Source organism: Haloglomus irregulare (genome assembly GCF_007421925.1).
Taxonomy (GTDB): Archaea; Halobacteriota; Halobacteria; order Halobacteriales; family Haloarculaceae; genus Haloglomus; species Haloglomus irregulare.
In genome coordinates this window covers 49,019-61,843 of record NZ_QMDX01000014.1, presented here as the reverse complement: position 1 = coordinate 61,843, position 12,825 = coordinate 49,019, and the positions used below count along the sequence as shown (strand labels likewise).

Annotated in this window: 15 protein-coding genes and 1 tRNA gene; 7 read left to right on the top strand and 9 right to left on the bottom strand. The window is 65.0% G+C overall.

Annotated features, from left to right (window positions below):
• The first annotated feature begins 310 nt into the window (after positions 1–310).
• Both DP107_RS16480 and DP107_RS16475 read left to right on the top strand, forming a co-directional pair.
• Entirely contained in the window at positions 311–772 is a 462-nt protein-coding gene (locus tag DP107_RS16480; RefSeq protein ID WP_144263231.1) for a DUF3592 domain-containing protein, read from the top strand.
• 147 nt (positions 773–919) lie between these two features.
• A complete protein-coding gene (locus DP107_RS16475; protein WP_238330911.1) occupies positions 920–1,288 on the top strand; it encodes a hypothetical protein in 369 nt (122 codons plus the stop codon).
• 495 nt (positions 1,289–1,783) lie between these two features.
• Here DP107_RS16475 and DP107_RS16470 read toward each other — a convergent pair whose 3' ends face one another.
• The 3 genes from DP107_RS16470 to DP107_RS16465 all read right to left on the bottom strand — a co-directional run bounded on the left by DP107_RS16470 (position 1,784) and on the right by DP107_RS16465 (position 4,971).
• Entirely contained in the window at positions 1,784–2,593 is an 810-nt protein-coding gene (locus DP107_RS16470) for an aldo/keto reductase (RefSeq protein WP_144263229.1), read from the bottom strand.
• 421 nt (positions 2,594–3,014) lie between these two features.
• Positions 3,015–3,158 carry a hypothetical protein gene (locus tag DP107_RS20270; RefSeq protein WP_185977360.1) on the bottom strand — a complete coding sequence of 48 codons (144 nt, stop codon included), beginning with the start codon at positions 3,156–3,158 and terminating at the stop codon, positions 3,015–3,017.
• Between the two features lie 601 nt (positions 3,159–3,759).
• Entirely contained in the window at positions 3,760–4,971 is a 1,212-nt protein-coding gene (locus DP107_RS16465) for an AI-2E family transporter (protein ID WP_144263228.1), read from the bottom strand.
• Between the two features lie 150 nt (positions 4,972–5,121).
• Here DP107_RS16465 and DP107_RS20265 point away from each other — a divergent pair, with 150 nt between their 5' ends.
• Entirely contained in the window at positions 5,122–5,277 is a 156-nt protein-coding gene (locus DP107_RS20265) for a hypothetical protein (RefSeq protein ID WP_185977359.1), read from the top strand.
• A gap of 970 nt (positions 5,278–6,247) precedes the next feature.
• Here the strand turns inward: DP107_RS20265 and DP107_RS16460 are convergent.
• From DP107_RS16460 to DP107_RS16445, 5 genes are all read right to left on the bottom strand, one after another.
• Positions 6,248–6,439 carry a hypothetical protein gene (locus tag DP107_RS16460; protein WP_144263227.1) on the bottom strand — a complete coding sequence of 64 codons (192 nt, stop codon included), beginning with the start codon at positions 6,437–6,439 and terminating at the stop codon, positions 6,248–6,250.
• A gap of 553 nt (positions 6,440–6,992) precedes the next feature.
• Positions 6,993–7,376: a hypothetical protein gene (locus tag DP107_RS16455; protein WP_144263226.1), complete on the bottom strand. Its 384-nt coding sequence runs from the start codon at positions 7,374–7,376 to the stop codon at positions 6,993–6,995.
• Positions 7,377–7,607: 231 nt separating this feature from the next.
• The gene (locus DP107_RS21175; protein WP_272949855.1) at positions 7,608–7,736 is read right to left on the bottom strand and encodes a hypothetical protein; all 129 of its coding nucleotides are present in this window, start codon (positions 7,734–7,736) and stop codon (positions 7,608–7,610) included.
• 20 nt (positions 7,737–7,756) lie between these two features.
• Positions 7,757–8,101, bottom strand: coding sequence for a hypothetical protein (locus DP107_RS16450; protein WP_144263225.1), 345 nt, complete (start codon positions 8,099–8,101; stop codon positions 7,757–7,759).
• Between the two features lie 300 nt (positions 8,102–8,401).
• Positions 8,402–8,532 (bottom strand) — tRNA-Met (locus tag DP107_RS16445).
• A gap of 134 nt (positions 8,533–8,666) precedes the next feature.
• Between DP107_RS16445 and DP107_RS16440 the strand changes: the two genes are divergently transcribed.
• Positions 8,667–9,635, top strand: coding sequence for a DUF7115 domain-containing protein (locus DP107_RS16440; RefSeq protein WP_144263224.1), 969 nt, complete (start codon positions 8,667–8,669; stop codon positions 9,633–9,635).
• A 6-nt stretch (positions 9,636–9,641) separates the two neighbouring features.
• Here the strand turns inward: DP107_RS16440 and DP107_RS16435 are convergent, their stop codons facing one another.
• Entirely contained in the window at positions 9,642–10,040 is a 399-nt protein-coding gene (locus DP107_RS16435) for a DUF5830 family protein (protein WP_144263223.1), read from the bottom strand.
• 214 nt (positions 10,041–10,254) lie between these two features.
• On the opposite strand from DP107_RS16435, the gene DP107_RS16430 reads away from it, so the two are divergent.
• The 3 genes from DP107_RS16430 to DP107_RS16420 are packed head-to-tail and all read left to right on the top strand — an operon-like array spanning position 10,255 to position 12,411.
• On the top strand, positions 10,255–11,772 hold the full coding sequence (locus DP107_RS16430) for a molybdopterin-dependent oxidoreductase (protein WP_144263222.1): 1,518 nt from the start codon (positions 10,255–10,257) through the stop codon (positions 11,770–11,772).
• Between the two features lies 1 nt (position 11,773).
• The gene (locus tag DP107_RS16425) at positions 11,774–12,097 is read left to right on the top strand and encodes a winged helix-turn-helix domain-containing protein (RefSeq protein ID WP_144263221.1); all 324 of its coding nucleotides are present in this window, start codon (positions 11,774–11,776) and stop codon (positions 12,095–12,097) included.
• A gap of 8 nt (positions 12,098–12,105) precedes the next feature.
• Complete coding sequence (locus DP107_RS16420) at positions 12,106–12,411, top strand: hypothetical protein (protein ID WP_202877432.1); 306 nt, start codon at positions 12,106–12,108, stop codon at positions 12,409–12,411.
• Positions 12,412–12,825 lie beyond the last annotated feature (414 nt).

Here is a 12,825-nt window from a genome sequence, read left to right as displayed (position 1 = left end):
TCGCGAAGCTGCTTGAGTCGGTGGCGGTGGTCGTGGATATCGAAGGTCATCGTCCAGGGTCCACCATACGATCATGGCCGTCATTAACATCCGGCCGGGGGGCGCCCGATCCCGCTATTCCCATCCTGCGCAGGGTGTGTACTCTGTGAAGCTGCGTGATGATCCGGATATTGAACCGGTCCGGGAGCGGGTGAAGGAGGCAGGCGACTTCCCGCTGCTGTCGCGGGGGCCCGGTCTCCCTGCGGACTAGTGTATTGCGCAGTGAGAAACACGTCGAAACCGCTATTCATTATCCCTAAATAATCAAAATATGTCGAAGCTGTCCCTGATAAGTATACTACTGGGGGTTATGCTGCTCGGAGCTGCTGGATACATGGCATACTCCCAACAGCAAAGCATCTCATCGGGAGTACAGGTTGAGGCCACCGTAGAGAGCAAAGATATCACCTATTCCTCGGACAAAGGAGGTAGGTACACACCCCACGTTACGTACAGCTACGCGTACAACGGAACACAGTACACTTCTGGGAACATCAGACCGGGGACAGGAACGAAAACGTCCAACACAAGGACTGCCGCCGAAAACAGAATTGACCAGTACAATGTCGGGGAGACAACCACGGCCTATGTTGTGCGAGGGTCGCCCTCGAAATCGTATCTTGAAAGGAAGAGTAACCCGCTGCCAATTATGACCAACCCTCTGCCCGCCATAATAGGCGTCTTAGGCCTGGCCTTTGTCGGGTTACCAGTCTACAAATCCGCGGCTTCGTAATTGCGAACTGCTCTGCCGAGGTGACGCCTATTCACTCAGATGCTGAATCTATACTATCTGCTCTGCTCCACGTCTCAAATGTGATTCGGAACGAGGTCATCACATTCTGAGGTCGGGTTCATTTATGAGTGGCACGTACCGGCCCATTTGAGCGGCACTGATTCCCACACCTTACGATGGCTGATGCGCGCCCTGTATGCAGCACGGGCGCTCTGGACTGTCATCCACGGAACGTTCGAACATCCATCCAGCAGACACCAGGATTCAGTCCGCGCGGACGTGCGGATACTGTATCGGTCGAAGCGCGCCGGTACGGGACCGTTCCGCGAGCTCGGGGGAAACCGCGCACCTGACCGCTTCGAGTTGCCCGACGGACGGGACAGCGTGTCGAAGCCCGGCGTCGATTACCTCGGCGACGGCATCACGATCGAGGGCGCTTTTCGCCTGGTCGAGCAGCTTCTCCCGGTCCCCGGTCGCGGGGGGAGTGATGCGATCACGTGTCACAGGAGGCCGTGAACACGGAACCCAGAAACGATCGCTGAACCGAGAGCACACCCACCCATCGCGATTGCCGCGAGTAACTCGACAGCCATCTGCGTATACCGGGAGCCAAGCACCGAACTCGGCGCCGTCCCGGTCGCGCCCGAGACCACGGGTTGTGAACACCGTCTACGGGGGGTTGCGAACGCTCGATGTGAACATATCCGGAGTCTCGCCGCGGAGCTGTAACATCGCGGTGGGGGCCGTGTCCCCAAAATCAGTTGACCGGGACTTCGAACGAATCACTGCACGGAGTCTACTTATGTAAACCAGATTTCGTGTGGCAGAGGTGGGAGGCGCTTCCGCCGACGCGCGACCCTGGGGGATTCGAGATTATGTGACTAATGAGAGATCGTTATACACGATGTCTCTGGACTCATCGTCTCCCCCTGCAACGGTATGAATCGACTCTGGTTCATATCCGGAGGGCAGACCTTCTCCGGGAAACGACGGAACTGGACCCTCGCACACTCACCACTCGGGTGCGTAGTCGGGGTCGAAGAAACGCTCCGTCCGCTCGATACCGTCGATAGTTGCCACGTCCCCATCGGACAACTCAATCTCACGTGCGGCCATATTATCACGGAGATGCTCCTCGCTCGTGGCCTTCGGCACGGCGGCGACGCCTTTCTCGCGGAGCCACGCAAGGGTGACGCGCGGGACGCTTACCCCGTGCCTCTCGGCGACTGTCTCCAGTTCCGGGATGTCGAACACCGACTCGTGAGCCAGCGGCGCGTACGCGACCACGTCGACGCCACGGTCGGCACACCGTTTTCGGAGCTCAACCTGTGGGAGTAGCGGATGCAGCTCGACCTGGTTCGCGACGATGTCCGGGTCGACGTTCAGGGCCGTCTCGAGGTGGCGTGGTTCGTAGTTGCTGACGCCGACACCGCCGAGCAGTCCGTCGTCGCGAAGGGCGGCGAGCGTGCCGTGGACCAGTTCGAGGTCGTAGTCGGCGGGCCAGTGGACGTACATGAGATCGACCGCGTCGACGTCGAGGCGGTCGAGACACCCTTCCACGGCGGCACGGATGGACGCTCGCGTCGCGTCGTCGGTCCTCCGAGGGTGGAGGATTTTTGTTGCGAGGTATACTGACGCGCGGGGGATGTCCGCGGCGGCGATACCGGCACCGACGGGACGCTCGTTGTCATACAACTCAGCAGTGTCGACGTGCCGGTAGCCGAGTTCAAGCGCGGTCCGGACGCTCTCGCGACACTGGTCGAAATCGGTGTTCTGCCAGGTTCCGAGGCCGAGACGCGGGACCGGCGAATCAGTGACCATACAGGGGTGGCTGGTAGGCAAAATAAAGAGTGTGCCGGCAGAGGTCGTGGTGGGCGGTGGGCATCGATGTCATCGAACGGCATCCCGAGTCCGGTGATCGGTTAATCAAGGTCCCGACTGAGGATTGTCTTGCCGAGGCCTGACCACCTCGGCTGAGTAATGCGGGGTATGGTCTTTCGCTCGTGCTCTTGGGCACACTGTATAAAGCGATATCTCCGACGTCCGTAAACAACTACTGGACGATCGCACTACTATCGGGAATAAAAAGCGGAGACAGGGGGGGCACCCGAAGCGGGGCATATCCGGACGGATATGTAAAATCGATTAAAAGAAATGGCTCTCCGGGCGTCTTGCCGCTACCGGGCCGTCACTCGGTGAGCAGCTTTCCAGCCTTCGAGGTTGTGGCATCGCCACGATTGGATCACTTGACAAGCATCTCCTGGAACTCCGCTGCGTCGTGGCCATCCTGAACCCGGGCGGAACAGCCCTCGAGCAGCAGCTCGCGAATCGTCGGGTAGTGGTCGGCCTTCAGGTCCGAGAGGATGGTCTCGATGCGGACACGCACGCGGCCCCCCCTCTTTCGACTACACTGCCTCGACGGCGTACTCGTTGCGCTGCTACTGGAACGTCGAGGATTCGGCACGCTGTCAATCCATTGTAACGGGGGGCTCGCCCGACCGGCAGCATTCCGGATGTGGTGCTCAGTACTCAAGAACGATGTTTCCGGGCAGGTCATCGGGCCCTAGCGGCGGTCTGGCGTCGGTCACACCGTCCCGTTACTGTGTTCGCGCAAGAGCATAACATCGGGCACCCGCGTCCGTCTCCCGACGGGCAGTGTCGTGGGGCCAGTGGCTCGGGTACGCGCAAGGCCGCCTTGCCAGCAAACGCCGACCCCGTAGGCCTGTTTCTGATGGCATAGCTAATCGAGTGTAACGATGGATTCGGGCATCACCGGCCCTCCGGAGGCAGTCGTCCGACGAGCGGTCGCGGAGACCGGAAACGGCGATACAACGGACTGTCCGCCACGCGCCAGTAGTATCCCAGCTGTGAGGGGTCAGTTGTCGCCACCCGGGAGTGTCCACGCTGTGGCTACCGGACGACAGCAGCCGACGCCGGCTACTAACACCCCGTGACGGGCTCAGCCTGGAGCGCCCCGCCGCCGGGTCTCACTCACGGGCGACGCCGCCATCCGGGCTGGGTGACGGGTCGCTGTCAGGAGGGTGGTCCGGCGACGCCGGCGCATCAGCCGCCGTTCCGGTTGGGTCGTCAGCCGGGCCGTCGCCGGCCGAATCCGGGGGGTCAGTCCCGGGGTCGACGCCGGACGGCTGAATTGGAACTCCCCCGACCAGTTCCGGCAGGACCAGGTCCGCGAAGTGGTAGACGAAGACAAGCACCAGCGGTCCGAGGAAGATGCCGTACCAGCCGAATAGAAGCGGGCCAAAAATGTAGGCGAACATGACGAGGCCGACGTGAAGATTCCGGCCGGAGACGTATGGCCGGAGCAGCAGGTCGGGGATAGTGTCGACCACGACGAAGGCGAGGGCGGTAAACAGGACGGGGAACCAGAGTGGGGCATTGTTCAGGACGGTGACCCCGAACAGGTATGCCGCGACGGGCACGTAGACCAGTTTCATGCCGACGACAGGGACGAGACTGGCAGCGCCCGCGAGCAGGCCGAGCAGCGCCGGGTAGGGGACGCCGCTGCCGGCCGGGGCAATCAGGTTGACCAGCGAGAAGGCGAGAGCGCCGATCCCGGCCGTGAAAACGGCGTTGAGCAGATTGCCAGTGAAAACGCTGTGGAGGTCATCGTCCACGCGGGCGACAAAAGCCACGAGCACACCCTCGTCGTCGCCGAAGCGCCTGATGACCCACCGCGTCAGCCGGGGACCGTCCTTGAGCATATAGAATGCGGCGGCAAAGACGATGAACAGGTGGAGCAGCCCGTTTCCAGCAGTGCCCAGCGAACTTAGCGCCGAGTCGAGTGCTGTCTCCAGCGTCCGCCGGGCACTGGGGTCGGAGAGCACCGTCGCCGGGTCCGCAACAATATCCGAGAACTCAAGATACGGACCGAGCGCGTCCTCAAAAAGACCGAGGTCGGCCGTGTCGCGAACCCGGTTGAACTCCTGAAGACCGATGGCCACCGCGTAGGCGACGAGCAACAGGACAGGGAGCGTGAGCGCCAGCAGCGCCAGGGCGGCGGCCACCGACTTCGACCGGACACGACGCAGTATCCGAGTGTAGAACGGGCGCGTCCCGTAGTAGACGAACACCGCAAGCACCAGCGTCCCGATGAACGAGTAGGCGACGAAGGTAAGACCGAACGCTAGTACGGCGCCCACAGCCCACCACGCGGCTCGTGACTTGGTGGGAAGTCTCATACCCGCTATTAATTGTTCGTCCGCAAGAAAGTCTCGGTGTGGCGGCTCCGCCGGGCAGCAAAATAATTACTAGAGAACTCGTATAATTCAAATGTCCTCGATTAAATAATAACTAAACAAAGTCATCCACAATGCTGCTCCAAGCAGGACGTGCTCGGCGACGGCGGCGGTCACGCTCAGGCCGGAATCGTGCTCGTTGGTGACCCAGCAGGCGAAGCGGCCGGGCTTGCCATTGCTGGCGCCCCGATGCTGGTCGCGATTGCATCCATGAGCCTGTGGGCGGTATTGCTGACCGTCGCCGGCTGAGTTACTTCCGGGTCGGTTAGTCGGGGTCGTGCCGGGCGGCCTCCGTCGGCGCGCCGTCGCGAGGAGGCCGGTCCCGCGGTCGAAAAGTGGGGTTCGCGCCCGCCGATAGCGGCTCCAGCCGGGCGCTCGGTGTCAGTCCTCCGGTTCGCGGGCCTCGCAGCGCTTTGGGGGTGACGACCCCCCCGCATCAGTCTCCAACGAAACCGTCGCTCAGGTACGCGGCACCAAAGAAAATCAGAGCCGCTATCAGCCCGGCTGCAGCAGCTGTCTGAACGGCCTGCCCGATGGGCTCGTCCCCGGGAAATACTGCAGCTCCTCCGGTTCCCAGGCTCGCGTCGAGAATCATGACAGCGCGCTCTTTCATACGTTCGCTACATACTGGCGATTCCTGATCCCCTGAATACGATTTGATGCCTGAGATTTCCAGATGGCGCTCATAGAATCGAGGTGCCAGCTGCAGTCGGGTAGATTTCCCCGGGCTGGTGGGCATGGACTGTACTGGCTGCCCATCTGGGCGAGTCATCGATTGTTTATTTCGAGTGCTCCCGTGGGCGAACATGTAGGATGCCGCTGGCGACGGTCGCGTCTCCACGTAGGAGCAGTCGCTTGACCGAGGCGCGCGCGGAACTGTACGGACTGTAGCCACGTCGACGTCTCGACGAGATCACTCTGCAGAGTTCCGATTAAAAATGCGTCTGAAACCATCTCCGACGACATTTCGAAGCGGATTGAGGAGACTTCAACCCGTCGAAGGTGCGTCTGGAATTTCGGAGTCGCGTAGCTGGCTGAAGTTGACACGTTCCAGATGCACCTTTGAGGGGTTGAAGCTCCGAGAAAAGCGTTGGCGCACGCCCGCGGTGGCGGTTCCAGATGCACCTTCGAGGGGCTGAAGCATCGACCGTTGCCTCAACGCGATCGAGGACGGAGGTCCAGACCCACCTTTGCGCTGCTGTGGCGGTCGTGACTGAGGCTACAGCGGTCGGTGGTGGGGCTGCTCGCGCTCGGTGGTCTGATAGATGCTCTCCCCGTCCTCGCACAGCTTTCCGATGATGTGATCCGCTGTATCGCCGTCGAGCCCCCGTTCTTTCGCCAGCGAGATGATCTCATTGTGCGGTGCGCCGAGCTCGTATTCGTGATGAATCTCACGAACGATAGCCGTCACCAGTCGGAAATCCTGTCGCTGTGAGGAGTTCGTCTCGATCTCTACCCGGTCGGCGTCGAATTCGCCCGTCTCCGGGTTCCGACATCTCGTAGGGTCTGATGCGGCAGTTCGATGGCTGTTTGGGCATCCTCAACAGTCACCTCATCGGACAGTCGGACGCGCGCTCGCCTCCACGAAGCGGACCAACGCCTCCAGTTTCCGGGCTGTAATCGGTACCGGCGCGTCACCGACTCCGGCCCCGTAGGCCCCCAACCTTTCACAGCAGTGGGGGTGGCCGGCCCCGAACCGTGTGGCCACGACTGCTTACATCGTTGTAAGCAGGGACCACCGGACGATGTAAGCAGTCGGTGGTGCTGAATCACTTGCTTTGCGGGTCTCGGTACCCGGAAGGAAGACTCGCGGAAGGTTACCCGCGGCTAATCGAGAGAGAAAAGAAGTTATTTATAGAGATTTAGGAGCGTAACTTTCCCATCGTGTTCGACCATCTCCCGTCGTGGTCGTGGCGCTTACACTCCCCCACACATCCCTGCTTACAACGTCGTAAACAGATGGGTCAGTCATCGGCTACCTCCGCGGCGAGCAGATCGTCCATCTCCGAGCTGGCGTCGGCAAGGTCCTCGGAGCCGTCCGGCTCGTCATCGGTGGCGACGGCCTCGATCGCCTCGATGGTCTCGACGACGGTGCTGAGATACTCGCGCCAGTCGGCCTCGTCGACGGCGAGGACGTAGCCGTCCTCGTTCCGGAACCGGAACAGGCCGTGGGCGCACTCTGCCCAGTCCTCGCACGCACAATCGTGGCGGTTCGCGCCACGGACCATCCGGCCGAAGACGCGGCGCACCGTGATACTGCGGCCGCTCTGTGGCAACGAGTCCTCGGCCGCGATGATCTCCCGGGCACGGTCGCTCGACAGTTTCAGGACGCCCTGGTCGGCGGCCACGCCCGTCTCGGCGCTGTTGGGCCGGGTCTTATCGATGAACCGAGCGAAGAGCTTCGCGGCCCGGCGACGGTTGGCCTCGGTCGGGAACTGTTCAGTGTGCCCTTCGCGGATGTCGATCCAGTCGGCGTGGATCTCGAGGAGCGCGTCCCTGACCTCCGGCGTGATGCCACTCTCGGTCGGTCCGTCAGCATCGAGGCGTCGCTCGTTCGTCTTCGACCGCTCGACGGCTGTCTAGAGAATCGTCCCGATCGGCTGACCGGTGAAGTAGAAATCCTCGAGCCCCGGTGGCTCGTCCTCGTTGGCCGGTCGGACATCGAAGTGCTGGACGACGGCTTCGAGCTCGGCGACGCGCTCTTCCAACTCCTCGCAGCAATCGCAAATCAGACGCTCACCTCGCCGTTCTCAGTGCACGCGACGCTGGGTGTCGCCTCACTCCCGTCCAGCGGCTTGAACTGCGGCACGGCCGCGTCGTGTCGCAGCTCGCGGAGCGTGCGGCCGCGCGGGTCATCGTTCGGGAGCCGGAGCGCCGTCTTCGCGTCCCGCGAGAGCCCGCAGTGAGGGCAGCCCGATCGGTGGTTCCAGTGGGCGAACGGAAGGGACCAGCCGCCACAGCCCGGACACGGCTCCCAGAACCGCTCACACTCGGGGCACCGATGCCGGTCGCCCACGTCGTCGCGGATGATGAGTGTCGGCGCGATGCTGACGCCACACTCGCAGTCGATCATCGACGATCAACCCCCGTGACGAAGCGGTCGGTCCGGCAGTGCGGGCAGCCGTCGGCGGTCTCGGGAGCGACCCGGCCACACCGACAGCACTCCCGGCGAGGCTGGTAGGTGATCGACGACCACCCGCATCGGTAGTGGTCTCGTCGCGGACGAGATTCTTCCCGCACTTCGAGCAACGGTAGGCCTGCTCGGACTCAGAGCCACACACGGAACAGGTAACCGCCCGATTCACGCCCTGACACCCCTATTTCCGGGCACGGGGCTACACTTTTTAGATATGCATGTAAATAATCTGATGAGTGCCCGGGGCGGGCTCCGAACCCGCGATCTCCGCATGTCTCAGGTGGGGGCTGGCTGGCCCCCGACACGCGGGGCGACGCCGTGGTGTTACCCTATGAGTGCGGCGCTATGTCCAACTAAGCCACCCGGGCGCGGTTTGAAGTAGCCGGGTCGGCCTCTTGAACGTTCTTGTTCGCCGTCCCCCGGCCGTCGGTCGGGCCCGGGACAACGGGCGACTCCCGGGGGTTACCCCCGGATTTATACCGAATCCGCGGGAGGCCGGCACATGGACGTTCCGGACCTCGTGACCGACGCGCTGGACGGGCAGTCGGTGCTGGCGTCGGTCGGTATCGGCGGCGACGACGGCGTCTTCGTCACCCCCGGGCGGACGCTCGTCTACCGGGGTGACGGCCTCCTCAGCGACGAGTCCGTCGAGACCTACGACCACGGCTTCGACCGGCTGGAGCTCTCGGACGGACGTCGGCGGAGCAGCTTCACCCTCCACTACTACGACCGCGAGGAGTCGTTCGCGGTCGGGTCGAACCACACGCAGGAGGTGTTCCGGACGGTGCTGGCGGCGCATCTCCGCGCGACCGACGCGCTGGCCACGGACGAACGGGTCCGCGGCGTCTTCCGCTTCAACGAACTCACGCTCGTCGTCGGGACCGAACGCCTCCTCAAGCACGTCGGCGGCGCGGTCTGGTCGGCCGACTACGACGCCCACCCGTACACCGACCTCACGCGCCTGGCCTTCGAGGAGGGTGGCCACGCGATGCAGGTCATCGTCGCGATCGAGGGGGCCCCCGAGCGCATCAAGGTGCCCAACGACCGCGCCGCGGAGGTCCGCCGCACGGTCGAGGCGGTCGTCCTCGACTTCCACGGGGCCGACTCCGTGGACGCGCTCAACGAGACGCTCGCCCCCGAGGAGGAGCCCGAGGAGGCCGCCGAGCCCGACTACGCCGACAGCGGCATCGACTCCCTCATCGACGACGGCTCGGGCGGCAGTGGGGCCGCCGCTGGCGACAGCTTCGAGACGGAACCGTCGACCGAGCCGGCCGACCACGAGGGGGCCGACGGAGGCGACGTGGTGGCCGACAGCCCGGGTGTCGAGGATGGCCTCGTCACCGCCAGCGACGAGGAGGTCCTCGCGCGGCTGGACGAGCTGGAGGCGAGGGTCGAGGCGCAGACGGAACTCATCGAGCGCCAGCAGGAGACCATCGAGCAGCTCGTCGACGAACTCCGCCGCGGTCGGTAGCCGTCCTCAGTCCCGCCGACCCGTGACCGTCTCGATACACGAGGAGCCGAAGGGGCCCAGCTCACCCGCCTCCAGCCGGATGAAATGGCCGACCGAGAGGGGTTTACCGCAGCGTTCGCACTCGTAGTCACCGGGGCGCTCGACGACCTCGCTCTCGAAGGTGAGAAAGCGGCCGCTGGAGGGTTTCACCGCGTCGCCGTCGCGCTCGATGATGCCGCGCTTCTCGGCCTCCTCGATGATGGCCCGCGTCGTCGCGGGCTGCGTCGAAACCGTCTCGATGCGGTCCATCAGTTCCGCCAGCGACAGCTCCGCGTGCTCCAGCCGCTCCAGCAGCTGGACCCCCAGCTCCACCGGGTCGGGGCGGTCGGCCTCGCCCGCGTCACCGGGCCGCCGATCCGAGGCCATACCCAAGGGCACGGCCGGCGCGGAGGAAAAGCTATCGCCACGGGCGACCCGCACCGACGCGGCGCCGCGGGGTCGACGCCGCCGGAGCCGAGCCCGACCGCCGCGCCGACGGCGGATTCGGGGACGGACTCTAGATGAATCCTAGTAGAACCTCGCCCGGAGGACGACCGGAACCTGAAAAACGGGTATACATGTCCTGCTCGCGTATGTAGCCATGCAACGGGACGATATCCCCGCGGCGGTCCGGTCACGGCTGCCGGGCGTCGTCGTCGCCCTGGCGGCCGGTGGCGCCGCTGTCGCCGGATCGTACGCCGCCGCCGGGTTCACGCCCGCCTACGTGGTCGCCCCCGTCGACGGGGCCATCGCGCAGTACATCCCGGGGGTGTTCATCACCTTCGCCATCCTAGTGCTGGGCGACCTCGGCGCGAAACTGAGCCTCCTGAGCGCGACCGTCCTGTCGATGGGCCTGCTCGGCACCCTGGCGGGCCTCGGACGGGCCATCGCCGAGGAGGCCGGCGTCCAGCCGCTCGCCGGCCCGCTCGCCGGGGTTCCGGTCTGGGGTGCGGTGGCCGCCCTAACCGGTCGGCCGGTGCTCGCGCTCGGCGCGGGGGTCGGCGCGCTGTTCGTCGTCGGTATCGCGAGCCTCGCGGGGCGCGTCGGAACGGACGACGTCGCCGCCGCCGACCGACGGCGCGTGGTGGGCGGCGTCGCGAGCCTGACCGGGCTCGGCGCCGTCGGCTGGCTGCTTGGAAGCCGTGGCGGGGCGACGGGGTCGGCGTCGGAGGACGCCCCCAACGCCGCGACCGGTGACGGGGACGGTGACGTGAACGAGGCCACCATGCAGGCGCTCGCCGAGGCCGACGAGAAGAGCTTCGACATCGACGGGCTGGAGCCGCTCGTCAGCGAGCGGTTCTACGTCGTCGACACCAGCTCCGTCCACCCTCAGACCGCGCCAGACGACTGGTCGCTGTCGATCACTGGCGCCGTCGACTCGGCGGCGCGTTTCGACTTCGACGACATCACCGAGCGGGAGGCCGTCCGGGAGTTCTCGACGCTGCGCTGTGTCGGCGAGAGACTCAACGGCAAGAAGACCGACACCGCGCTCTGGACCGGCGTCCGCGTCGGCGACCTCCTGGAGGCGGCCGACGTCCCCGACCGGTGCTGCGTAATGGCCCGGGCCGAGGACGGGTTCTACGAGGAGTTCCCCGTCGACGCGCTCCGGGAGGCGCTGCTGGTCTACCGGATGAACGGGAAGCCGCTCCCCCGCGACCACGGCGCGCCCGCCCGGCTCGTCGTGCCCGGGCACTGGGGCGAGATCCACGTCAAGTGGGTGAACGAGCTGGAGATCCTCGACGAGCCCGCGGAGGGCTACTGGGAGGAGAAGGGCTGGCACGGCACCGGCCCCGTGAACACTATTGCGAAGCTGTACGTGACGGAGGACATGGACGACGGCCGCAAGCGGCTCGCCGGGCACGCGTACGCCGGCACCCGGGGTATCTCGGCGGTCGAGGTGTCGGCCGACGGCGGCGACACCTGGAACGAGGCCGAGTTGAGCGAGCCGCTCCCGGGGCGGGCGGTCTGGCGCCAGTGGAAGTACGCGTACGAGCCACCGGGCGGGAGCCACGAGGTCGTCGTCCGGGCCATCGACGGCGAGGGCACCCTCCAGCCCGAGGCGGACTCGGGCCCCTACCCCAGCGGCGCGAGCGGCTGGGTCTCCCAGGAGGTGTCCTGAGTTGGAGGAGTCGCTCTGGTATCTGCTCGCCGGGACGCGGGGCAGCGAGAACCGGGCCCGCATCGTCCGGACGCTCGACGAGCAGCCACGCAACGCCAACCGCCTCTCCGAGGCCATCGACCTCGACTACAACACCGTCCGGCACCACCTCGACACCCTCCGGGAGCACGAGGTCGTGGTCCGGAGCGGTGACGGCTACGGCGCCGTCTACCGGCTCTCCGACCGGTTCGAGGCGAACCGCGAGATCTACGAGCGCGTCGTCGAGACCGTCGAGTACTCGCACACCGGCGGGAGCGGGGGTGGCACGCCGGAGGGCGCCGAGTGATCCCGCCGATGGCGATGGCCTCCATGGAGCTGTGGCTGCTCGCGGCGACCGGCGTCTCCATCCTGAACGCCGTGATGCTGGGGACGCTGACGACGGTCTGGGTCCGGAACTACCGGACCTTCGGCACGCCGATGACCGCCGGGCTCGCCGCCTTCGGCGCCCTCCTGCTCGCCGAGAACCTCGTCGCCGTCTACTTCTACCTCTCCACGCGGATGCTCTACTCCGGCGACCCCGTCGCGCAAAAGACGGTCGTGGTCCTGCGGACGCTGGAGCTCCTCGCGGTGGGGTTCCTGACCTACGTGACGATGCAGTAGGCTTCGGGTGTTGTTTCCGGCGCTCTTGCACTCTCCCACGACTACCGTGACGGCGGAGACATCTCCGAAGCCCTCGCCCTTCGATTCCGCCGGGAGCATGATCTGTCGGGGCTCGCGGCGCGCCTGCCCCTCCACGGGTTCCCGCGGTGGTTCGAGAGAGCTTCGCCCTCTCGTCATACCGAGGGAACGAGGTTCCCTCGTAGCTCGCGGAGCTTCGCTCCGCTCACTCCTGAAGATCCCCGATCTTCGGAGACGGCGAGGCCCGGATGGTCGAGCGGACGGGGGCTCTCGACAGGACTCTGTATAGAACGAGTCGGGGAATACATCAAGGGATGATTCGAACACATATGAATCGCGTTCGGACGGGGAGTCGCAAATCGTGGACTAACACCCGGAACCACTCGAACACCCTAC

What these genes read in the sequence shown, in the direction of transcription:
- DP107_RS16480 (WP_144263231.1), top strand. Translation starts at nt 311, where the DNA reads ATGTCGAAGCTGTCCCTGATAAGTATACTACTGGGGGTTATGCTGCTC.
- DP107_RS16470 (WP_144263229.1), bottom strand. Translation starts at nt 2,593, where the DNA reads ATGGTCACTGATTCGCCGGTCCCGCGTCTCGGCCTCGGAACCTGGCAG.
- DP107_RS16465 (WP_144263228.1), bottom strand. Translation starts at nt 4,971, where the DNA reads ATGAGACTTCCCACCAAGTCACGAGCCGCGTGGTGGGCTGTGGGCGCC.
- DP107_RS16450 (WP_144263225.1), bottom strand. Translation starts at nt 8,101, where the DNA reads ATGATCGACTGCGAGTGTGGCGTCAGCATCGCGCCGACACTCATCATC.
- DP107_RS16440 (WP_144263224.1), top strand. Translation starts at nt 8,667, where the DNA reads ATGGACGTTCCGGACCTCGTGACCGACGCGCTGGACGGGCAGTCGGTG.
- DP107_RS16435 (WP_144263223.1), bottom strand. Translation starts at nt 10,040, where the DNA reads ATGGCCTCGGATCGGCGGCCCGGTGACGCGGGCGAGGCCGACCGCCCC.
- DP107_RS16430 (WP_144263222.1), top strand. Translation starts at nt 10,255, where the DNA reads ATGCAACGGGACGATATCCCCGCGGCGGTCCGGTCACGGCTGCCGGGC.
- DP107_RS16420 (WP_202877432.1), top strand. Translation starts at nt 12,106, where the DNA reads ATGGCGATGGCCTCCATGGAGCTGTGGCTGCTCGCGGCGACCGGCGTC.